At 36.5% G+C, this 21,191-nt stretch carries 24 protein-coding genes; 10 read left to right on the top strand and 14 right to left on the bottom strand.

Translation table 11 applies throughout. The features are described 5' to 3' along the window. Positions 1-149: 149 nt before the first annotated feature. The 6 genes from JNUCC41_RS21115 to JNUCC41_RS21090 form a co-directional block, all read right to left on the bottom strand. Positions 150-383, bottom strand: a complete 234-nt coding sequence (locus JNUCC41_RS21115; RefSeq protein ID WP_192204696.1) for a hypothetical protein — start codon at positions 381-383, stop codon at positions 150-152. 46 nt (positions 384-429) lie between these two features. After that, a complete protein-coding gene (locus JNUCC41_RS21110; protein WP_192204695.1) occupies positions 430-678 on the bottom strand; it encodes an aldo-keto reductase family protein in 249 nt (82 codons plus the stop codon). A 332-nt stretch (positions 679-1,010) separates the two neighbouring features. Then, entirely contained in the window at positions 1,011-1,364 is a 354-nt protein-coding gene (locus JNUCC41_RS21105) for a hypothetical protein (protein WP_192204694.1), read from the bottom strand. A 142-nt stretch (positions 1,365-1,506) separates the two neighbouring features. Next, the gene (locus tag JNUCC41_RS21100) at positions 1,507-1,746 is read right to left on the bottom strand and encodes a hypothetical protein (protein ID WP_192204693.1); all 240 of its coding nucleotides are present in this window, start codon (positions 1,744-1,746) and stop codon (positions 1,507-1,509) included. Continuing rightward, positions 1,746-1,955, bottom strand: a complete 210-nt coding sequence (locus tag JNUCC41_RS21095) for a hypothetical protein (protein WP_192204692.1) — start codon at positions 1,953-1,955, stop codon at positions 1,746-1,748. The genes JNUCC41_RS21100 and JNUCC41_RS21095 overlap by 1 nt, the downstream gene beginning before the upstream one ends. 353 nt (positions 1,956-2,308) lie before the next feature. Further along, complete coding sequence (locus JNUCC41_RS21090) at positions 2,309-2,716, bottom strand: YkvA family protein (RefSeq protein WP_192208265.1); 408 nt, start codon at positions 2,714-2,716, stop codon at positions 2,309-2,311. A 172-nt stretch (positions 2,717-2,888) separates the two neighbouring features. Between JNUCC41_RS21090 and JNUCC41_RS21085 the strand changes: the two genes are divergently transcribed. Beyond that, a complete protein-coding gene (locus tag JNUCC41_RS21085; protein ID WP_192204691.1) occupies positions 2,889-3,158 on the top strand; it encodes a hypothetical protein in 270 nt (89 codons plus the stop codon). 168 nt (positions 3,159-3,326) lie between these two features. Next, entirely contained in the window at positions 3,327-3,851 is a 525-nt protein-coding gene (locus JNUCC41_RS21080; RefSeq protein ID WP_286182181.1) for a DUF3900 domain-containing protein, read from the top strand. Between the two features lie 587 nt (positions 3,852-4,438). Here JNUCC41_RS21080 and JNUCC41_RS21075 read toward each other — a convergent pair. Next, a complete protein-coding gene (locus JNUCC41_RS21075) occupies positions 4,439-4,972 on the bottom strand; it encodes a YhcN/YlaJ family sporulation lipoprotein (RefSeq protein ID WP_192204690.1) in 534 nt (177 codons plus the stop codon). A 450-nt stretch (positions 4,973-5,422) separates the two neighbouring features. On the opposite strand from JNUCC41_RS21075, the gene JNUCC41_RS21070 reads away from it, so the two are divergent. Next, positions 5,423-5,914, top strand: a complete 492-nt coding sequence (locus JNUCC41_RS21070) for a DinB family protein (protein WP_192204689.1) — start codon at positions 5,423-5,425, stop codon at positions 5,912-5,914. A gap of 196 nt (positions 5,915-6,110) precedes the next feature. On the opposite strand, the gene JNUCC41_RS21065 is transcribed toward JNUCC41_RS21070, so the two are convergent. Further along, positions 6,111-6,995 (bottom strand): YitT family protein, encoded by an 885-nt coding sequence (locus JNUCC41_RS21065; protein WP_228467685.1) that lies wholly within the window; start codon positions 6,993-6,995, stop codon positions 6,111-6,113. A gap of 1,030 nt (positions 6,996-8,025) precedes the next feature. Between JNUCC41_RS21065 and JNUCC41_RS21060 the strand changes: the two genes are divergently transcribed. Further along, positions 8,026-8,778 carry an alpha/beta fold hydrolase gene (locus JNUCC41_RS21060; protein WP_192204687.1) on the top strand — a complete coding sequence of 251 codons (753 nt, stop codon included), beginning with the start codon at positions 8,026-8,028 and terminating at the stop codon, positions 8,776-8,778. Positions 8,779-8,785: 7 nt separating this feature from the next. Then, complete coding sequence (locus tag JNUCC41_RS21055) at positions 8,786-9,370, top strand: TetR/AcrR family transcriptional regulator (RefSeq protein WP_192204686.1); 585 nt, start codon at positions 8,786-8,788, stop codon at positions 9,368-9,370. A gap of 434 nt (positions 9,371-9,804) precedes the next feature. On the opposite strand, the gene JNUCC41_RS21050 is transcribed toward JNUCC41_RS21055, so the two are convergent. The 3 genes from JNUCC41_RS21050 to JNUCC41_RS21040 all read right to left on the bottom strand — a co-directional run bounded on the left by JNUCC41_RS21050 (position 9,805) and on the right by JNUCC41_RS21040 (position 14,374). Then, positions 9,805-11,085: an MFS transporter gene (locus tag JNUCC41_RS21050; RefSeq protein WP_192204685.1), complete on the bottom strand. Its 1,281-nt coding sequence runs from the start codon at positions 11,083-11,085 to the stop codon at positions 9,805-9,807. Between the two features lie 276 nt (positions 11,086-11,361). After that, a complete protein-coding gene (locus tag JNUCC41_RS21045; RefSeq protein ID WP_192204684.1) occupies positions 11,362-12,549 on the bottom strand; it encodes a CaiB/BaiF CoA transferase family protein in 1,188 nt (395 codons plus the stop codon). A 25-nt stretch (positions 12,550-12,574) separates the two neighbouring features. Next, the gene (locus tag JNUCC41_RS21040; protein ID WP_192204683.1) at positions 12,575-14,374 is read right to left on the bottom strand and encodes an acyl-CoA dehydrogenase family protein; all 1,800 of its coding nucleotides are present in this window, start codon (positions 14,372-14,374) and stop codon (positions 12,575-12,577) included. A 471-nt stretch (positions 14,375-14,845) separates the two neighbouring features. Here JNUCC41_RS21040 and JNUCC41_RS21035 point away from each other — a divergent pair, with 471 nt between their 5' ends. Continuing rightward, on the top strand, positions 14,846-15,577 hold the full coding sequence (locus JNUCC41_RS21035) for an IclR family transcriptional regulator (protein WP_192204682.1): 732 nt from the start codon (positions 14,846-14,848) through the stop codon (positions 15,575-15,577). Positions 15,578-15,750: 173 nt separating this feature from the next. On the opposite strand, the gene JNUCC41_RS21030 is transcribed toward JNUCC41_RS21035, so the two are convergent. Further along, positions 15,751-17,355, bottom strand: a complete 1,605-nt coding sequence (locus tag JNUCC41_RS21030; RefSeq protein ID WP_192204681.1) for a phosphodiester glycosidase family protein — start codon at positions 17,353-17,355, stop codon at positions 15,751-15,753. A 284-nt stretch (positions 17,356-17,639) separates the two neighbouring features. Here JNUCC41_RS21030 and JNUCC41_RS21025 point away from each other — a divergent pair, with 284 nt between their 5' ends. Next, complete coding sequence (locus JNUCC41_RS21025) at positions 17,640-17,954, top strand: hypothetical protein (protein WP_192204680.1); 315 nt, start codon at positions 17,640-17,642, stop codon at positions 17,952-17,954. 110 nt (positions 17,955-18,064) lie between these two features. On the opposite strand, the gene JNUCC41_RS21020 is transcribed toward JNUCC41_RS21025, so the two are convergent. Both JNUCC41_RS21020 and JNUCC41_RS21015 read right to left on the bottom strand, forming a co-directional pair. Then, on the bottom strand, positions 18,065-19,036 hold the full coding sequence (locus JNUCC41_RS21020) for a peptidoglycan-binding protein (protein ID WP_430624070.1): 972 nt from the start codon (positions 19,034-19,036) through the stop codon (positions 18,065-18,067). A gap of 170 nt (positions 19,037-19,206) precedes the next feature. Then, positions 19,207-19,407: a hypothetical protein gene (locus JNUCC41_RS21015; RefSeq protein WP_192204678.1), complete on the bottom strand. Its 201-nt coding sequence runs from the start codon at positions 19,405-19,407 to the stop codon at positions 19,207-19,209. Between the two features lie 553 nt (positions 19,408-19,960). Between JNUCC41_RS21015 and JNUCC41_RS21010 the strand changes: the two genes are divergently transcribed. The 3 genes from JNUCC41_RS21010 to JNUCC41_RS21000 are packed head-to-tail and all read left to right on the top strand — an operon-like array spanning position 19,961 to position 21,021. Continuing rightward, positions 19,961-20,326: a DUF2089 domain-containing protein gene (locus JNUCC41_RS21010; protein WP_192204677.1), complete on the top strand. Its 366-nt coding sequence runs from the start codon at positions 19,961-19,963 to the stop codon at positions 20,324-20,326. A 13-nt stretch (positions 20,327-20,339) separates the two neighbouring features. Further along, positions 20,340-20,729: an SHOCT-like domain-containing protein gene (locus JNUCC41_RS21005; protein WP_192204676.1), complete on the top strand. Its 390-nt coding sequence runs from the start codon at positions 20,340-20,342 to the stop codon at positions 20,727-20,729. A 10-nt stretch (positions 20,730-20,739) separates the two neighbouring features. Continuing rightward, complete coding sequence (locus JNUCC41_RS21000; protein WP_192204675.1) at positions 20,740-21,021, top strand: hypothetical protein; 282 nt, start codon at positions 20,740-20,742, stop codon at positions 21,019-21,021. Positions 21,022-21,191 lie beyond the last annotated feature (170 nt).

Below are 21,191 nucleotides of genomic sequence, written 5' to 3'. Positions count from 1 at the left end.
ATATATATCTTATTCAATCTCCTTGTACTCTGCTTCCACTACATCACCCATATCCTTCAACCAACGCTCATGTTCAGTATCTAATATATCCTCATCTACTTTAGTTACTGTATTATCCACGCTTATTTCAGTCTTATTGGATAGCTTACCTAGACTTCTCTCAATAAAGAATTCTTAACCATATCATTATTAGATTCAATGATCAGTTTCCAATATCCATTAATAGCATCCACTAGTTTAGATTCAATTAATTGATGTCCGAAATTTCTATGTTCTCGTTTGAGTCTGTCCACCTCAGCATTAAAATTATCATCTTTCTTCATCCAGTTATATAAGGTTGTTCTACTCACTCCGACTGTCTGAGCAATCCTTATCCACCTCATCTCCTACCCCCTTTTACACGTTAAATAAGAAAGGACACTATATTAATCATTCTTCAAGGAAATTTACTTTAACCACTTCCACTACAATATCAATATGAATATGTGAGTTAAGAAGCTGTTTCGTCTCAACATCAGCATTGTAATAAGAAGTAGCAACTAACCCTGCATCATCACCTTGGAGCTCTGCAGCTAACGCATAATTCTTTATCTTACCTTCCCTAGCTTGTTCCGTTATGTATTCCAACTGTTCAATTAAGTCTTCATCCTTATTAGGAAAATGTATAATTTTAGCCATAACTACTCCCCTTTCCACAGAAAAGAACGCACAAATCACTGAGTATATTAATCAATGATCAATGCGTTATTAGTGTCGAAGGACTTGCTTTATTAACTTTTTTTCCAGCTATCGAAAAATAAGCCTATCTGTGTTTCAGAGCTCAATGTACTAAGCCCCCGTTCTTGAGAAAACTTAGAATAAATAAACTTACCTAATACCTCCGAATTTGGTGTACCAATTGAACTGGTCACACCACCACTTTTTTCGTAGGTACATTTGTACTCTACCCCAATTTTTATTTTTTCCCTTGTTCCCTCTAAATTCTTTAATTAATAAGGAGTCATCTTTTCTCACATGATCTCTTCCTCATCATCCTTAAGGAAACCAAGCTCTCTTTTTTGTTCTAAAATCGCTTCTTCAATCCGATCACCATCTGTTAACTTAAATATGATGAGTACGTTGTCAGCTAATTTCGTCCAACTTTCATTGATCGAATCATATTCTTTCTGTTTTTTTCTTGCCCCTGCTAGTCCGTCTTCTAGCTCTTCCATAATTGCTTTTAGCTGTTCCTCGTTCTTTCCTTTCAACTTTTCATCGTTGTACTTATTTTTCCATTCTTCACGAAACATTTTTACATAATCAATTTTCTCTTCCTTTTTTCTCGCCAATTCACTTTGTCCTTTCTTGAGTAGTGTATATCTCAAGTTTCCCCTTCTAAATGGAAACTATAACCATTAATATCTACTCTCTGAAACAAAAATCGGAATATATCCTGCGAAAAAATTATGTAGAAAAATAATTTCGATAAATAAAAAGCACCCTCGAAAGGATGCTTCTAATTGGTATCTATCTTGTTCTTTCCCTACAGTATTCCCTTAATTTATTTATAACAGATTCTTCATTTTGACTATCAAAATTTGAGAACTGTTGTTTAACTCCATTTTCTTTACAACTTATAGAGCCATAGTATTTATTATTCCTTTGTCCAATTTTAATTACCCAATTATAGGTTTTTGTTTCTCTTTTTCCTTGTGTTGCTAAAATAGGTGTTACTTCAACCTGATAATCAATTGACTTTTCCACCATTAACTTGAACTCCCTTCTTTTATTACAGCTGTAATACGTACACTTTGGCTATCTTCTTTAGCAGCTTCTTTTAAAACAATTCGCTGTTCATCGTGTAAATCATTTGCTGATTTTAACGTTTTATCTATCTGTATTTCTGTCAATCCTCCGAATACCCTTGTGTTACCAGGAAACTCTTTTAATTTATCAAACAATATATCTTTATCCACGAATATCACACCCCCTTCTACCTAATACTTTCTATATAGGCGAGTGATTTACCTACATATTTTTTTCATATAATGTTATATTTTAGTAGAAAGTGAGGTGAGTATTATGGCTGGTAATTCAGGTAAAAATCATCGTGATGGAGCGGTAAAAAACAGAACCCAATTCAAAGCTCCAACGAGATGCATCTACAGGACGTTTTATGGATCAAAAGACTTCTTCTGGTGGGAAATTTAAAGGTGTTCGTACAGAAAAGTAGGGAATTATTTTATCTCATTGGCACAAATTAGAAAAGCACTTTCCCTATTGGTTAAGTGCTCTTTTTGAATTTATTTATCTTATCTTCATCTTTATCTTACTCATCCTGATCCGTTTTCTTATTTAATTTATCATCAACTGAATCTGTATCAGAAATTGCACTTTCACCGAACCAAATCCCAATTCTTTCTTTTGCATTTAGCTTAACTTCCTCATCGATAAACATTGAAACAGTAATCAATGCTCCAAATAACCCTGAAAAATCATCAGTATATCCACCTGGGACTAGGTCAGGAATTAAATCAATCGGAAGTATGAAATATCCCAATGCACCAACAATTACTGTTTTTGCCCAAACAGGAGTAGTTGGCTTTTGAAGTGTGTAAAACAATAACAAAGCTACATAAACAACTTTAACCCCTGCTTTTTTGCCGAATTTTTTAATCTTCTTCCAAAATGAATCTTCAGAAAAATTATCTGAGTATTTAGTTGTATCTATTATAATCTCCCCCTATTCACCATCGATATTTTACCATAATAACAGGAATATTACCCTAATTTCATCCAACCTTCTGCAATTCATTAAATCTTTACATAATTAATATATTTATTGAACTTATCTATTTTATAATTAAATTACAATTTAATAATTCATCATCATATGGAGGGTACAATCAATGGAAATAAATGAAAGGCAACCATTTGAGTCTTTTTTATCTCCTCGTCAACTTACTGAGCTAAAAATCTTATCTACTAAAACAAACATAGCTTTCCATGAATTATTAACAATGCCATCAATAGTCTCACTTCTAGAGAAACTGGACAACACTACCGGACTGAATGATGAGCTTAATAATAAAGAAATGATAGTAAGAAATAAAGTTTTCATTAATAAGAATAAAGAAGTATTAAATAAGACTCAAAAAGCACTCGACCATTTAGGTTAAGTGCTTTTCTATGCATGAAGTACACCAAATAAAAAACATCCGAATACTTATCTTCTCGGTTCTTATAATGAAAGCTAGCCTTTTCTAAATAATCAATTGCTAGTATAAGTATTAGTAAACCCAATTTTATGTACAGCTGGATACTTTGGCAATCCGTGTTTTTCAATCTTGCCATGCACTATCTTATCAACCATCACCATGTCTTCATCTGATAATAATCCATTTTCTAAGGCCTCACATGCCCGCTACTTCGAGAACTTCTTGAAATTCGTCGAATATGGAGAATCGATGCCGGAAATCATGAAAAACCAGGTCATCCACATGGTTATGAGCATGTATCCTCACAATTCGAAGAAAACAGTGACGAACTGCACAAATTCGAAAAAAAGACCGAAACGAGTGAAAAGCGTGAAATCCAGGAGCGTCTTGAAACCCATCTGGTCGTCGAAGCCACAGCCCAGATTGTCGAGGGATACACCTGAAGCCGAACTTCGCATGAAGCTAGGCAGTACATCCATCAAAGGACTTCTAGCCGATTTCGGCGACAGTATCCACTTAGGAAAGATCAATGGGAAGTATGTATTGATGATAGAATCCAATACAATAGAATTCGATAAAGGCGTGTCGCCGATTGAGTTTCATGGGCCGGATGAGTTACAAGTACTAATTGAAAAAATCAAAAATAAAAGTTAGAAATAATCTGAGTCACACGAAAATTTGATGATTTGTGACTTTATATCCCAATCATGGTGGTCTTTGTGACTGCCTTTTTTAATTCTTCTTCTATTTATTTATATAAACTTACCTCACATGACGTGGTCCACCGACCGGATCAGAAATATCTTTGTAATCAACCTGATTAGCTCCACATAAACAAACAATTGATGTTACTACTGCAATAATTCACTAACTTTTTCATGTTTGTCTTTCTAAAGGACTGCCATTTTCGGTGGTTCATTATATGTACCTCGAAGTCCCGACAATGAGATTCCAACCTATGTTCAAAATGCGGATAAAAATAAATGAAACAGCTAAAGGAATAATTCGTCAAGTAAGAGCGTGTATACTTGGGTCACTAGTTTGTCGTAATTGAATGCATAAAACCCCTTCTTGAGACCAAGGGGTTTTATCATGGATGGAATGGCCTATAATATATCGTAAGCTTCAACCTCTAAACCTTACTACCGGTGTTTGCCTCTTCTTATTAATTACATTCTCTTCTGGATTGTGGCAGCAGAAACGCTGCAGAATACTTACATTACCGTTACAACTGACCTCTTCTATTTGGCATCCGGGAACATTCTTTGTGCCATATCACCAAACTCATTAAATAGTCCGCTAATCGGCTTTCCATTTTGAATATCGTTGACATATCCCTTCATACTTTTAACAAAGTCTGGATTTGCAGAGACATAAACGTTGTCTACACCTTGATCATGTTTTTTTACTTGATCAACAATTTTCTTTTCTAAGTCATTTGTCAGGTTCTTGTCATTTGTCAGATCCACGGCGACATATGCGTTATTATCTGTAACAATGACAGAGGCACCCTTTACATCATCCATGTCCTCTAGCCGATTTGCTACTTCATCAGCCACGCGCATTTTATTATCATTGTCATCATTGTTTAATTGCCTTGCATTGTGATCGTTGTCGCCGTTTCTGTCATTTACATTCAGGGTATTGTCAAAGGCATCATTTTGATTGCTTCGAGTATTCATTCCAACATTTTTTCCATCATTATTATTATCATTTGTTCCGCAGCCAGTAAGGAATAGAGCAATCAAAGCGCTTGTTAAAAATGTGTACTTCATGTTAGTCACTCCTTTAAATTAGATACCCTATTACTATCTGCTGTATTTCCGAGAATATTCATAAAAAAAAGCACTTTAAGTTAAACTATACCCAGATAACAACGGATACACATTTTATCTTATGCTTTTCGATTAATCGATCATGTTCATCCATGTATTTGCTATAAGCCATATATACAAATTCCGTGGTGAACTATAATTACTGAGAGCGAGTGAGTTTAATGCCGTTAAAATAACCAAAATGGTTTTAGACAGTTGATCTTTCTCAGTTAACACAATTTATGATAAACTAAATTTATCAGAATTTTCGAAATTACGGAACGTTCATTGTTCCTTTAAAGGGCCAGTTTAATTGAACAAGTGATTGGCATGACACCTTAATTAGTTAGCTATCTACAACACGACGCAAATGAACTTTGACCAAAGGGATTGAATTGGAGGGAATAGAAAATGGATGTAAAAACACTTTTGTTACAACAATGGGCAAGCTGCTTAGATGAAGAAGACTGGTTTCCACCACTTGAAAAAGTGCTAGAAGACATCACTTTTGAACAGGCAATTTGGAAACCAGCTGATGGGGCAATGAATTCCATTTGGGAATTTGTTTGTCATTTACTTTTCTATGAAAAGAGATATCTGATGCGATTTCTTGGTGAAACAGCGAATGAACCACAGGCAGAAAATAATGACTCTACATTTCGATTACCAACTGAGACGTTAGAAAATTGGAAGGAAACAAAACAAGAATACTTTTATGTTCATCGTGAACTTGGAAAAATACTAGCAAAATCAGAACCTGAAGATTTGTATAGACAGATTCCAGGAGATAATCCATTAGTGCTTGAACTGAAGAGTTTAGCAATGCACGACGCATATCATATTGGGCAAATTGTATTCCTTAGTAAAATGCAAGGAGCTTGGCCAGAGAAACGCAGCTTTTAAAAAAGCTTCATTAGCATTACAGTTATTCCATTATAGGGAGTTTTAATTGAATAAGAACGGGAACGTCCAAATCGGACGTTCCCGGTATTTTACCTAAAAAACGATAATACTGCTTAACAAAGCCTAAAAATTTGCTCAAGTGTGACATAAACAAAAGCCAACATTTTGATGCTGGCTTTTGTTTATAAGTAATTTTTTAATGAATATCTCTCTTTTTGAACCGTCCACCACGTACTTCCGCAATATTTGCAATTGCTAAGAAAGATGAAGGGTCAATCTCTTCAACAATTGTAGTTAACTTAGACTCTTCAAGTCTGGTAATTATACAGAAAATTACCTTCTTTTCCTCTCCAGAATAGGCACCTTCACCATGTAAGTATGTCACACCACGTCCTAGGCGATTATTGATTGCATCACCTATCTCTCTTGCTTCATCGCTAATTATCCACACTGACTTTGTTTCTTCCATTCCAGTAATAACAATGTCAATGGCTTTAGCAGCAATTACATAAGCTAAGATTGAATACATGGCTCTATCCCATGTGTAAACGAATCCAGCAGAACCCAGTATAAATAGATTGATGAACATAACAATTTCGCCAACAGAAAAAGGCACTTTTTTACTTATTACAATGGAAAGTATTTCTGTACCGTCAAGCGCACCACCGTTACGAATTACAATTCCTACACCTACACCTAAGAAAATACCGCCAAAAATTGTAGCAAGAAGGATATCCTCAGTGAAGGGTGGAATAGGATGAAAATATGTTGCAAAAATGGAAAGCATTACAATCCCATATATAGTAGATATAGCAAAAGTTTTTCCAAACTGTTTATATCCCAGATATACAAATGGTAGATTCAATAGGAAAAGAAAGATTCCTAGTTTTATACCTGTAAGATGAGAAAGCATAATGGAAATACCTGTAATTCCACCATCAATTACATGATTGGGAATTAAAAAGATTTCCAATCCAGTGGCCATTAACAACGCACCAATTGTAATAAGAATGGTCCGCTGGATAATTACCAAACGGGATAACTGTCTATGCTGCTTTTTTCGTGCTAAACCTTCCTTCAGAAAAACCACACCTTTTATTATTCATTTATAACTATTATAACCTAATATCAAATTAGGAAAAATAACTTTGAATAATAGAATTTCTAGCCTACGCTTAGTTTGTTCCAATCGTTTTAATACAGATCAATTTCTTCGATGCCAATGTCGATATATTTTTTGTTCAATGTTTAAGGCATTACTTAAGAATCCTTTTACATCTCCACCTGAGATGAAAATCCCCCCGCAAAGTTATTGTCCTATAATTGTAAACACGACCATTTCTTGAAGAACTGGATAAACTGATGCAACTTCTTCCATTGACATTTTCGAATGTGATATCAATTAATACGTTATTATGTATCTCTACTCCATCTAAACCAGAAATAACTAATTCAGTACGCCTAACCCTTTCAGCTCTATTTCCACTAACGTAATAATCCTTTGTTTATCCTTTACGAAGAAATTATGCAACATCACCGTCATTTATATACACTACTTCCGTGGTTGTGTCATTTGCGGAATTATCTTTAATTGTAACGTTTTAGCTGCTTCTGGGACTCCATTGTCATATGTACCTTTACCAACAGGATTAGAGACGTATTCCCTATTCACAGATATCAAAGGTATTATTCTTAAGTATTTTCAAATTTGCAAGGTCGAATTCATGCAAAAGTACAACCTTCAAATGTATGATCATTAATACGAACGTTTCTAATGAATCTATCCGGTGTATGTCCATGATTACCAACACCACAAGGATAAGCCGAGTTGTTCTCAATTGCTCCAAAATAGTTATCACTATACGCTTCATTTTGTGCGGATTGTAATATATTTAATTCATGTTCTGATGCTTTTATTTCTGTTTCAGCATCATAAACAATCTTATTCAGAGTAAAGCTGAAGCCATCGGATTTACTATTGATTAGCGCCTTTATGCGGAATCGATATAAAATCTAAAATCGTTTAAAATTAACCCGTGTTTTATATTGACTAAACGTTCATTCAATAATAAAATAATACTGAAAATTCAGTGAAAAATGGAGGGGTTGCATTGGATTTACATTTTGAGATTACTGGCAGTGGTCATCCTGTTGTTCTTATTCATGGCGGTGGTGCTGATTTGAGGCAATGGACATTTTTGGCTTCTCTTTTATCTAAGGATTACAAAGTTATTGCTTTTGATGGACGTGGTGCTGGTAAATCACCATCACCTATAAAACATGCAAACTATGTTGACGATGTTTTGGCATTAATGGATTACCTGGAACTTAATCAGGCAACGCTTATAGGTCATTCAATGGGCGGACAGATTGCAACTGATTTCGCCCTTAATCACCCTGAAAGAGTATCGAAACTTGTATTAATTGCTCCTTCTTTAACTGGTTTTCCCTATTCAAAGGACTTTGTACAATATCATGACAAAATATTGGAAAGTGCCCCCAATATAGATAAGATGTTGGATCTTGCCCTTCTTTCACCAACATATCAAGTTGTTATCGATAGTCCGTACAAAGATCTCGCTGTTCAAATGCTCAGGCATCATTTCGGGCGCATGCTTAAGTGGCCCGCTGATTTCTGCATGATATGGCCTCAGCCGCCAGCAATGGGACGATTAGAAGAATTGAACCCCGAAACTTTATTTTTTATCGGCAAAAAGGACTTGGCAGACAATTTTCGGGTTGCCGATTGTTTCCGCAAGGTTCCAAACATCCGTTTCATCGAACTGGAGGATGCCGATCATATGCTGCCCCTCACCCATTCTGAAGTTTTATATCAAGAATTCACTGCTTTTATGGAGGATTGAAGGTAAAATGCCACGTACACCCGAAGAGAATGACCGCATTCGCCAAGCATCCAAAGAAAAAATCCGTGCTGCAGCCATGGAGTTATTTATGAAACAAGGATATTACGCTACTTCTATAAGCGATATAGCCAAGAAGGCTGGGATTTCTAAAGGGTTACTGTATAACTATTACAAAGGAAAAGAAGAACTTCTTTCTGAAATGGTCGTGGCCAGAATCAAGGAAGTGGTTGAAGTCATGGAAGAAGCTTTCACCTTAAATACACCTCGTGAACAACTTGAATATATAGTCAATGGTGCCATTGATAATATCCACAAAAAACCGGAAGTACACCGCTTCTATCTACACCTGCAAACTCAGCCAGAGGCTGATGAAGATTTGATAAAATACAGTCATCTCATAATTGAAGAAAATGCTAGACAATTTGAGTTTCAATGTAAGATATTTGAAAGTATGGGGGAAGAGGAACCAAGGAAACGATCGTTATACTTTTCATCTGTGCTACAGGGGATTATGTTGATGATTTCCACCTACCAACAAGGGTTTCCGGTAGAAGAAATAAAGAACCAGATTATAAGGGAGTTTTGTAACTAGTCTACCGTCTGACAGGCCATATCTTGAATAAAGATTAAATGAGGAACTGCAGCAACCGGGTGTTAAACCTTTGGGCATGAACCTGGAAATCACATATCCTGCTAGAATGAAAAAAAGGGGCTGACCGCAAAATGATGTTTCAGTCATCTTGGGCAGCCTTCTGAAAATTATTTTCTGAAAATTCTCCGTTCACTTTTTTGTTTACCAACTTCTGCTTCCTTTCTAACATCTGTAAGCTCGTAGAGGACACCCTCGACTTCTATAGATAAATATTCATACTCCACCACGATAAACGAGGTAAATATAACCTCCTTCGTCCTTCATAACACTTCCTCTTTACCATTATGTAAACACTTTGCTGATATTCATTTATAATCAGTGCTTCCTTTAAACCACCGAACAAATTTTGCATTAACAAAGGCTAATAATATAATTTATATAGTTTGATTCTCGTAAACACTTTCTTTTTGCTTGGTTGCAGAATTTTTTTCCTTCCCAAATGGATCGTACATTTTTTCCCGAATAAACAGTGCAGGAATTAACGCTGATACCACATACGCAATAGCAAGTGTAGCTAATCCGAACCCAATTGAATAGGATTCCGCCATGATACCAATGAGAAATGGAGCCATAGCTGATCCGACTCGACCAACATTATATGATCCCCCTACAGCTGTACCACGAATATGTGCAGGAAAACTCTCAGCCATGTAAGTAGCATTAACTGCATAAGGTATACCATAGAGAAAACCTAGTAAAGTAAGTAACAGAATAATATTAGACGGTGAATTATAAAGATAAACGATTGGTAAGACAATAGCAGTAGAGAAACCACCAAATACAAACAGCGTTTTACGACCGTATCGATCTGCCAGCCAACCTGCAATGATTTTACCTAAGATCGCCGCTGTATATGTCCCTACAATATACCCTGTCATTTTTTTAAAATCAAAGCCTAAATCAGAAACAATATACGTCGGCAGCCAGGTACCAATGCCATAATAAGCAAATTGTAAGAAGGTCGCAGTAAGTCCCCAAAATATAAAAGTCTTTCTTGTTTTTGAATCTTTGAAAATCGCAGCCCACTCATTTTTCTTATTTCCCCTACCCATTTGTTTTTGAGCTTGAGCCCTTTCTTTCCACCCTTCAGGTTCAGGAATTTTGAATCTGATATAAATTGCCAAAAGAACAGGTACAACAGCGATAAAATAAAGAGGCCTCCATCCGTATTCAGGCAAGATTGCACCAGCCAATAAAGCCGCCACTAAATATCCTAATGAATAAGCTGCTTGTAGTGTACCTAAAATCGTCGTCCTTTTTTTCGTAGGTACATATTCAGCCATGAGCATCGTAACGATAGTATATTCGGCCCCAATCCCGATAGCAGAAATGAAACGAATAACGATAAATTGTTCATACGTTTGGGCAAATCCAAGTAAACACGTTCCAATGGAGAATAGAACCATCATCCAGGTTGCCATTCTTACCCGGCCAAACCGGTCAGATAACCAACCGCCACCGATTCCGCCAACGGCCATACCCACTAAGGACCATGTAGCGATGAGACCTGCATCTACTTTACCAATATTAAACTCTTCCATTAGACTAGGCATCGTGATAGATAGCATGATTAAGTCCATGCCATCTACCATAAGACCTAAAAAGCATGCGACGAATACCACAATCCAAGTCCGATCTGACGCACCATTATTCATACTAACCCCCTTGATTTTGGATTATCTACTTGTAAAAACGGTAAACATCTATTCGATGTAAGCGCCATCAATTTGAAGTTGAAAAATCATCGGATGATAGGAACTAATGAAGACTTTATTCATCACTGCTTCGTTTTCCCAAACTAATATTGTTCAATTAACATGCTATTTAGCTTCAATAGTATTATTGATTAATTAGAGATTTCTTTAAAAGCTAACTACAGAATCTTACTCCAGCCACCATTAACGATATATATAGATGCCGATTTAGTCATTTCAAATAACCTTATCTTCCATAAACGATTTAATTTCTTCTTTATCGTAGCCTAATTCCATCAGTACTTCTTCAGTATGCTCCCCATGTAAAGGGGGATGCCTCTCGATTGTGACAGGTGTATCAGAGAGTTTTAATGGTGACCCCAAAAGTTTAACAATTCCAACTGAAGGATGTTCAACTTCCTGAATCATTTTCCTTTCAAGTACTTGTTCATCTATAAAAACTCTATCTAAAGTATTGATGGGACCGCATGGAATATTGTTTTCTTGGAAAATTCTAAGCCATTCAGCTGCTGTTTTTGTTAATATCACTTCTTGTAATATAGGAATTAACTCTTCCCTATATATGATTCTTGCATTTGCTGTTGCAAAACGCTCATCCTGGGGTAATTCCTCTGCATTTATTAATGAACAAAAACGCCGGAATTGTCTGTCGTTGCCTACTGCAATTATAATCTCTTTATCTTTTGTTTGGAAATTCTGATAGGGAACTAGGGTCGGGTGCTGATTTCCATATCGTTTAGGCAGATTTCCTGTATTTAAAAAACCTGTTCCTATATTAAGCAATGAAGCAACCATCGAGTCCATAAGGGAGATGTCACAATGCTGACCACGACCGGAATGATTCCTAGCCTCCAAAGCGGCTAATACGCTAATGGTTGCATATAGTCCTGCATATAAATCGGCCATAGCAATCCCTGCTTTAACAGGTGCACCATCGGATGTGCCATTCACACTCATAAACCCACTCATTGCCTGAGCAAGAAAGTCATATCCAGGTAATTGTTTATACGGTCCTGTATGACCAAACCCTGTAATGGAGCAGTGAATGATTTTAGTGTTCAACGCTTTCAAGTCTTCATATCCCAGTCCTAACCGCTCCATCGTTCCTGTCTTAAAATTTTCTACGACAACATCAGATTCCTGGATGAGTTTTTTTATGATTTGAATTCCTTCTTTTGTCTTTAAATTCACCGTTATGGCACGTTTATTTCGATTAACTGCCATATAATACAAACTAATATTTTCAATGTCCGGAGGAAACCATGTTCGTGTTTCATCCACGATATCCGGCCCTTCCACTTTAATAATATCTGCACCCAGATCTCCTAAAATACTTGTACAGACAGGTCCAGCCACCACTCGGCTTAGATCAAGAACTTTTATCCGGCTTAATGCTCCATTCATTGTTCTCACCTCCATCCTTTGATGTTTAGAGTTTCACGGCCTGTTGCACGTTTTCCAGTAAACCTTCTACGGCCCCTTTTGATACTTGGTCAAAGTCAACAATAGCATCAAACCATTTTAATAGTGATGAATCAAAGTAATTAAGTTCATCCAAGCCACTTGAAAGCAAATAACGATGGATATACTGCAAAGCCATGTATAATTTTCGATAGTTTTCTTGGGCTGTAATTTGTACTTCCGCTTCATTTAGCAGAAGACTGGCAGTGAATATATGATACATCCGGTTCATTAATTGTTTAGCAGGCAATTCCCTTTCTGGTCCATTCAGACTCATTATCCTCTTTGATTGCGATTCAACTTTTTTTGATATTTGCAGAAGGATCTTCCCAATCTGTTGAGTCAAAGAATTCGTAATCCCATCCAATCGATTGTATAGGTCCTTAAAAAAGATTTCTCCTGCTTCGTCTTTCACTAACGCTCTTACAACGTCTAAAGCAACAATATTCGTGGTGCCTTCCCAAATGGAGCCCACATGAGCATCACGTACAAGTTTCGAATCTATCCAATCCTCGATATATCCATTTCCTCCCCTGGCTTCCATCCCTTCCGAGGTAGAATTTCTTGCACGTTTACAAATGAATCCTTTTAGCAATGGCGTCAAAATTCGTAATAGCTTTTCATCTTCCTGGTTCCCTTGATCGGAATTATCATAAACGGAAGCTGTGTAAAATGTGATGGACGCAGCTGCTTCGCAATCTAGCAATAGTTCAAAAAGAGTTTCTTTCATAAGGGGTTTTTCAGACAATGAGCTGCCAAATGCGACACGACCTCGAGATGAAACGAGTGCTTCTAAAAAGCTTCTACGCATCATCGCGCTAGAACGTACGGCGTTCGATAACCGTGAAGAATTCACCATTGACATCATTTGTTTAAAACCCTTTGAAATATCCCCTACGACATACGCAACGGCCCCTTCAAAAGTCACCTCACCAGAAGCCATATCGCGGGTCCCGAATTTATCTTTTAGGCGATTAACTTTGTAATTATTAAGAGATCCATCTGGCAGTTTCCTTGGCATTAAAAACATTCCAAGACCTTTAGTACCCTCGGGGGCGTCTTCAGGACGAGCCAAAACTAATGCTACATCTGCAGAAACATTGGAACAAAACCATTTATCACCCCAAATCTCCCAATGATCATCAACTTTCTTTGCTGTGACCGTATTTGCGCCAACGTCAGACCCGCCTTGTTTTTCGGTCATAAATTGGGCACCTGTCCATAATGTTTTCATATCTGTACTCGTCATACGAGACAAATAGGTTTCTTTTAATCCTTGATCACCAAATTTACTTAAGACCCTAGCGGCAGAGTCAGTCATGCTCATCGGGCAAGCTAAACCAAACTCGGATTGGACAAACAAATACCAAAATCCGTACTTTAACACATGCGGTAGTTTAGTAGGAAATCCCAGCACAGGTTTATGAGACATAGCGACCAGTGCGAACTTTCCATATCCTAATGATTCCATCTCTTTATAGGACGGATGATAGGCAACTTCGTCTACTCGTTCCCCTTTTGCATCATAATTTATTAACTCGGGAGTATGCCTATCCGCCATCCGGGATAATTCATCAAGCCTTGTTCCGGCTATTTCCCCCAACTCTTTTAAGTGAGGAAGGGCCCGATTATAATTTTCTATAGAAAGATAATGCTTAAGTATAAAAGACAAATTTTGATCCTCTTCAAAAAAGTTTAATCCCTTTGTGTCGGGCATCGAACCAGAATAGGCTTTTCTTGAATTAGAATTTATTAATTTCACGGACATATTAATCCCCCTTGTTTAATTTTCATTTTTAATAATTAATAAAGAATATTTCTGTTATCCCTCCTTTTACTTTTTTACGGTTTACCGAATCAGGATCGTACAAGTTATTCATTTTTCAGGTTACTATTTCACTTCCTTTCAACATTGCAATAATTTATTATTCATAATAAAGGAATTATAATTCCTATATTATGAATAATAAAGTTAATTTTCAGAAAAGTCAATTTATTATTCAAGACCTCAACTAGCAGAAAATTTGACCTTTTCTTCTCAAAATTTATATAAATATAATTTTTTAAAAAAATGGGATATTCCAAAAAGATCACTACTGGTGAACTTTCTGAATCATCCCTTTCAATTCATAATAATGATAACGGAAACTATTCTAGCTACTGATTGGCCCTTATTACACTATGATATAATATTTTTAATAATTAAATTAATTTGGAATTTTATTTGGAGGATTTATTTATGAACACTAAGATTTCTTCTACGGTGCAACGTGCAATCAAAATCATCAATTATTTAAATGAAACAACCGGTCCACAAGGAATTAAAAATATTAGCGAAAATCTTAACATTTCTCCCCCTATCACTCATCGTCTGCTTACTACTTTAAAAATGGACGGTTTGGTATTCCAAGATGCAGATTCTAAAAAATATTCACTTGGTACGGTGTTTATTGATTATGCAAATAAAATAATCACCGATGTACCTTTTGTCTCAATAATCGATCCACAACTAATTAAATTAAGAGACGAGACACAGGAAACGGTAGGGTTTTATATGTTAACAAATATGGTAAGGATGTGTGTAATTGAACATGTAAGTAATCAGGAAATAAGCAGAAGAGCAGGGGTTGGCAATAGGATTCCGCTACAATTTGGCTCAAGCGGACGGGTAATATTGGCATTTCTAAGCGAAGGTTTACAGGCACAAGTGTTAAACCTCCTTCCAGGGGAGGAAAGAAAAAAGCTACAACAGCAATTAGAAATTATAGTAAATACCCGTTACTCAATTAATGAGGAAGAAATCACGAAGAATGTAGCTGCATTATCAGCACCAGTATTCGGTGCTAAAGGAAAAGTCATTGGAGCTATTTCCATTTCCGGGCCTGTCTTTCGCTGGAATAAGGAATCGATGGAACAACATATCTCTTTATTGTTAAAAACTGCTGAAAGTATTTCAAAATCCTTATATTAAATTGATCTGGCTCGGATGATCCCATTATTAAAAAATCTCTTCAGAAACCTATCTGAAGAGATTTTTTAGTTTATTCGTGACGGCCTGTTTGAACTAAAACTACTATCGTTGCTTAAAGGTATCCTCTGAATATATGAAGAAGTTACCCTTTATCTTCTTTACATGTTCAACTATTATTTTACTAACAATATTCCGTCGGCAATCGGGCGTTCACCTGTTGCGTCAGATGGTCTTGTGACTCGATCAGCCCCAACTGTCATGGTCGTCGATCCGCCGCCGTCAAGATTGATGGCATCTATGGCTCCTAATGACTTCATGACTTTTGCACTTTCTTCAAAATTTGCCCCCACACTCCATCCGGGTGCGCGCCCATCAATGGTGACAAATAATAGATTTCCATTCTCTTTTATTCCTGCAAGCGTTCTCGGATTACGACGTTCCCCAAAACGATAATAAAACCCAGGATCTTCTTCCCAGTGAAATCCTTCCTCTACGGCATTAATGGAAATTTCTCCGTTTTCCATTAATCGAGGACCTCCGTTAATCATGCTAGTGGTTTGGTCTAATTTTAATGGCTTTCCATCCCCGATGATTTCACTTTTCACCTGAATCTTCATCCCTTGTTGGGCATGGTCACGAAGCCATTCTGCCGCTTCCCCCGTTCCTGCAAGAACAGAACCGCTGCTTGGAATCATTCCCCCACGATGGTTACGGAATTCCGCCACTTCCCCGGCATGATTCACTACCACTTCCACACCATCGCCCGATTCCGTCTTTTCTCCAAATACGGATGTATATTGGATAAGCTCACTTTCATCCATACAAGTATAATCATGTTTCGGCCGTTCTGTTGTCGTATCTCCTCCAACACCGCCACAATTGCGGATCAATCCCGGCTTACGATTTAATCCATCCACTTCCCTAACCGCACCATCAGATGAAGTAGCCTGAATGGACGTGGAAACAGATGCAATGTTTGCCTTCTCTTCAACAGAAGATAAAATCAGAGCTGAACGGCCATTTATCGCTTCACTGACGAGTTGACCATTGCTGGCGAATATACCGGCAAGATCGCCTGGTGTTCCATCCTTGGCTCCAACAACAAAGTATCCAGCATTAACTCCTGCAATGGCATCATTTCTATCAGCCATTTGGGTCAATGTTTCTTTTCCTATCACTGCGTCATTTGCTAATTCAGGCACCACATGCCCTTGAAATCGATCCTGATCCACTTCAAGTACGTTCACTACCCAAGGTCCTGTTGTTTTCTCACCGTCTTCACCCGTATAAACAGTCCGTAGACCCGAATATCCCTTATCCGATAACTTGTTTCTCATTTCGGCTGCATCCGCTTCCTGCTGATATTGGCCGATGCGAACAATGTATCCAAGTGGACCTTTTTCCCGGTCATCCAAGGCCCGATCCGGTTCCCTTATAATGCGGGCATTTTTGAAACCGTCTCTCTTTAAACCTCCCAACAATATCTTTGCCTGCTTCTGTGTTTCTACAAATGCCACATCCACTGTGAAATAGTCTTTAGAAGATGTTTCACCACGATTGATTTTGGTATACGTCAATCCAGGCGCTGGATTCATGGAAGTTCTTCGCTCATGCAAATAAGACGTTCCCAGTGGAAGCTCATGACTTTTCATTTTCACCTGTGATTGAACATTCAATTCTGCTTGAACTGGAGTTTCAGGAATCGCATTTACAATCATCCATGACGCTAGACTAATAGAGGCGATAGGCAAAATTGGCTTTTTCCATATATTTTTCATATTTTTCCTCCAATAAAGTTATGTCCTCCTTTAACTTTATTGTCTAAATGTGATGGGAAATTAAAAAGACCATTATATTTCAGTCAATTTTAAGTGAACAAAAATGAGTATAAATGCTCGAAAAATATTACAATTCATATTTGTGAAAGGACAACTTTTGGATATTTTCTCTTTGCACTCAGTAAATAAACCTTTACTTTAACAAAGCCTAAACCTTGCCTTGCTACCTAATCAGTGGATAGTATAAGATAACACATTGGATTATCACTTTGGAGGTGAAATGTATGGAGACAGTAAAAAAGAACTTATTATTAATACCAACCATTTTGTCGGTTATCAATATTATCTGCCTTGCTTCATTCCTTATTGGACTTAGTATCATGAACAATCCAATTTCAAGGATTTTAACAGATCTTGGTTTGCTATGCCCAATTATCGCAACCTTATCATTCTTTTATTTAGTGATTAAAGTCAAAGGTATAAAGCATCCCACATTGAAGTACTTCCATATCGTAAATGCGGTCACATTTCTTGTCCCAGTATGTATTCTTACATTTCTTATACTACGTTTCTTGAACGATTGGGATATTCACTTTTAAAAAAACTGCTATTATAAAACCATTTTTTATTCAAACAAAAAAAGCCCTCATTATTAGGGCTTTTTTTCTAAGCCAATTTCATTTAAGCATTATCGTTTTATTTTCATATATTATCCCAATAGTTTTGCAAAGGTATTTTTACCTGCAATACCGTCTGCAGGTATTCCCTTGGCCCTTTGAAATGCCTTAACCGCTATTTCCGTTCCTTTTCCAAAGATACCATCTATGCCATGTGGATTTTGCCCTTCCAAATAAAGTGCAGCTTGAAGAATATAGGTGATATTCCCTTTCGCCCCTTCCCTAACATTAGGTGAAGCCGCTTTTGTTTGGGGTCCCCATATTCCATCAACATTAATCTTTGCACCATATTGTTTATTCAATTCGGTTTGGAAACCCTTTATCAAAGCTTTTTTAGTATTAGGACCATAATAACCATCCACATCTATCTTTGCATTATACCGGCTATTTAATGTCCTTTGGATGGACTTGATAGTCTGATTGCCGCTATCCTTTGCGGGCGTATCTTTTACAATGACATCCGATTCGACTTGTGTTGCTGGTGGAGTGGTTCCATTCACTTTTGATATCAGTTTAGGCTTTGTGCCCGCTTTTAACTGAGAATAAGTTAGTCCGTCCGTCATATCCAAGTGCGGATAATCTTTAAAGTTTGACCAATCCCCGCCCCATGCAAAGCCCATGGATTTACCAATGGCCGCTACCCGTTTCCATTTTGCATCAATTGTCCAAATGGCATTCTTTCCATCATCGCTGACTATGAAATAGTCAATGGCTAGTCCATAGTTATGATAAGATTGACCTGGCATCGCATTGGTCACTCTCGGTTTCGATAAATCACTATAGTTTTTTCCATCGTAGATATAACCCAGGCGTCCTTGACCATATAGCTTTGCTTGCTCTTCCATAGACCGATAACCTTCACTGATTTGGACAAAAATGCCCTCTTCGTATGCCTGTTTAACCATTTCCAATGCTGATTCTTTTACGACTGGATGAATTCCGCTGCCCATATTCTTTTCCGAACGATTCAATAAAGTTTCTAATTTAACTGGCAATTTTATCACCTCCTAATATGTTATGGCACTTATTAGGAAATGCTTGTACACCCCCCCTTGACGGGTTACAAAAAAAACGCCCTTTTAAGTGGACCTATTATGAATTCATCATCCATACAATTCTTGTAAAACAACAAAAGCACAACCCTTAATGGGGCTGTGCTTTTATTTTATAGAGGCTAATTTTGATTTTCTTTTTCTTTGTCAATAACTTTTATCAATTCATCCAGCTTTTCATTTCTTTCTTGATCTAATCTTGTCTTTGTATTGATGAATTTTATTACCTTAATTATGAAATAAACACTTAAAACAATAAGTCCCAGATAAAACAAAATCGGTATGATTGCAAAAAGCCCTATTAAATTGCTGACGTGGTCCATTAATATTCCCTCCTGAATGTAAAATATAGTATTATTATACAGGAAAAACAGGCTAAGAAGACCCCGTTCAAAAATTTAGGACGGGATTAAAATATAGTCGAATAATTTTCGAAATAGTATCCTTCACTGTACTTAAAAAATATAACATTAAAGTCGTTTAAAAATCTAATTTTCATTCAAAAATAGCGCCTATTAACTAAATATGACGAAGTAATTTTCAAGTTCTAAATCATTTAATAATACATCAATGCTACGACTGCTGAATCATCCTCAGGTGGAATATTAATATCGAATATCCAGGGATTATTTATCAGCATTTCATAGTCTAAGTAATCGTGCTCAATATGTAACTGGGGATTTCACCAAGAGGAATGCCTACAATTCACCACTAAGGTTAATATAATACTTAAATGAATAACGGACACGGTTAATCAATAATATTAAACAGCAAATTAATATTATTGATTTTTTAAATTAAAAATCTAAAATTAATTATTTATATTTTCAATTCCTTGTTGTATAATCGAATCACACAAAAGAAAGGAATTTCATTATGGCTTATAAAGTAATCACAAATTGTCCTGTTTGCAGTGAAACATTGAAAATTACAAAGTTACAGTGCTCTCATTGTCACACCACGATTGAAAATGAGTTTGAATTATCTAAGCTGGCATCTTTATCAAAGGATCAGCTTCATTTTGTGGAAGTATTTTTAACATGCAGAGGGAATATCAAGGAAGTTGAAAAGGAAATGGGGATTTCATATCCAACGGTTCGAGGCAAGCTAACAGACATCATTTCATCCCTTGGATATGTGCAGAAGAAGAAAAATGAAGTAGACGAGAAAAAAGTTGTCACCATGTTGGAAAATGGCGAAATCACACCAGAAGAAGCTATTAAGCTCTTAAAAGAGGAATAAGGAGGCATTTTTCATGAAAGAGGAAATTACAAGAGTGTTAACAATGGTTCAAGAAGGGAAGATTGATGCAGATAAGGGATCAGAACTGATTCAAGTATTAAAAGAGAAAGAAGAAACAGGTAATAAGCTTCTTGAAAAACCGACTAAATATTTAGATAAAACATTAAAAATTCGTGTTGTATCATCCGAAAATGATAACGTCACGGTCAATTTGCCTATAAAACTCGTCAAGGTCGTATTAATGGCTGGACACAGCATCGCAGCTAGTATTCCTCAATCGGAAAAATACGTTAAAGATATAAACATAAACCTTATTATTGAAGCAATCGAAAACGAATTAGATGGCCAGATAGTTGATATTAAATCGGCAAACGGGGATACCGTTTCGGTCATCATTGATTAGTGATTTGCTTATGATGCATGTAAAAGTGAAAGCAAAAGACGTTCGGTTTTCCATCCCAGTTCCATATGCTTTTTTAAACATTGTTATTTCAATTTTGTCTTCAAAATTTTTTCAGCAAAATGCAAACAAATGGATAAAAGAGCACTTCGAAAGGAAAAAACTGGACTTTACCTTTCCGCTAATAGACAAAAAAACGCTAAAGCCTATCGTCAAGGAACTACAAAATTATAAAGGGATCGTGCTAGTAGATGTCAAAGCTAAGGACGGTACTGAGGTTAAGGTTAGACTGTAATTTAATATAGAATACACCTTCATTAAATTATCCTTCAATTAAAGGGGGTTTGTGAATAAATGCACTAAAACAAACATGTGCTTTAGGGGAATAAGGACATTTAATCAAACTTATAAAAATCTTATACTTAGGTAAAAAGTGATACTCCATTTTTGAATCAATCCTTTTTC

The organism is Brevibacillus sp. JNUCC-41, assembly GCF_014844095.1.
Classification (GTDB): domain Bacteria; phylum Bacillota; class Bacilli; order Bacillales; family DSM-1321; genus Peribacillus; species Peribacillus aracenensis.
Note: the sequence above shows the minus strand (reverse complement) of the source record. Positions and strands in the feature narration are given on the sequence as shown.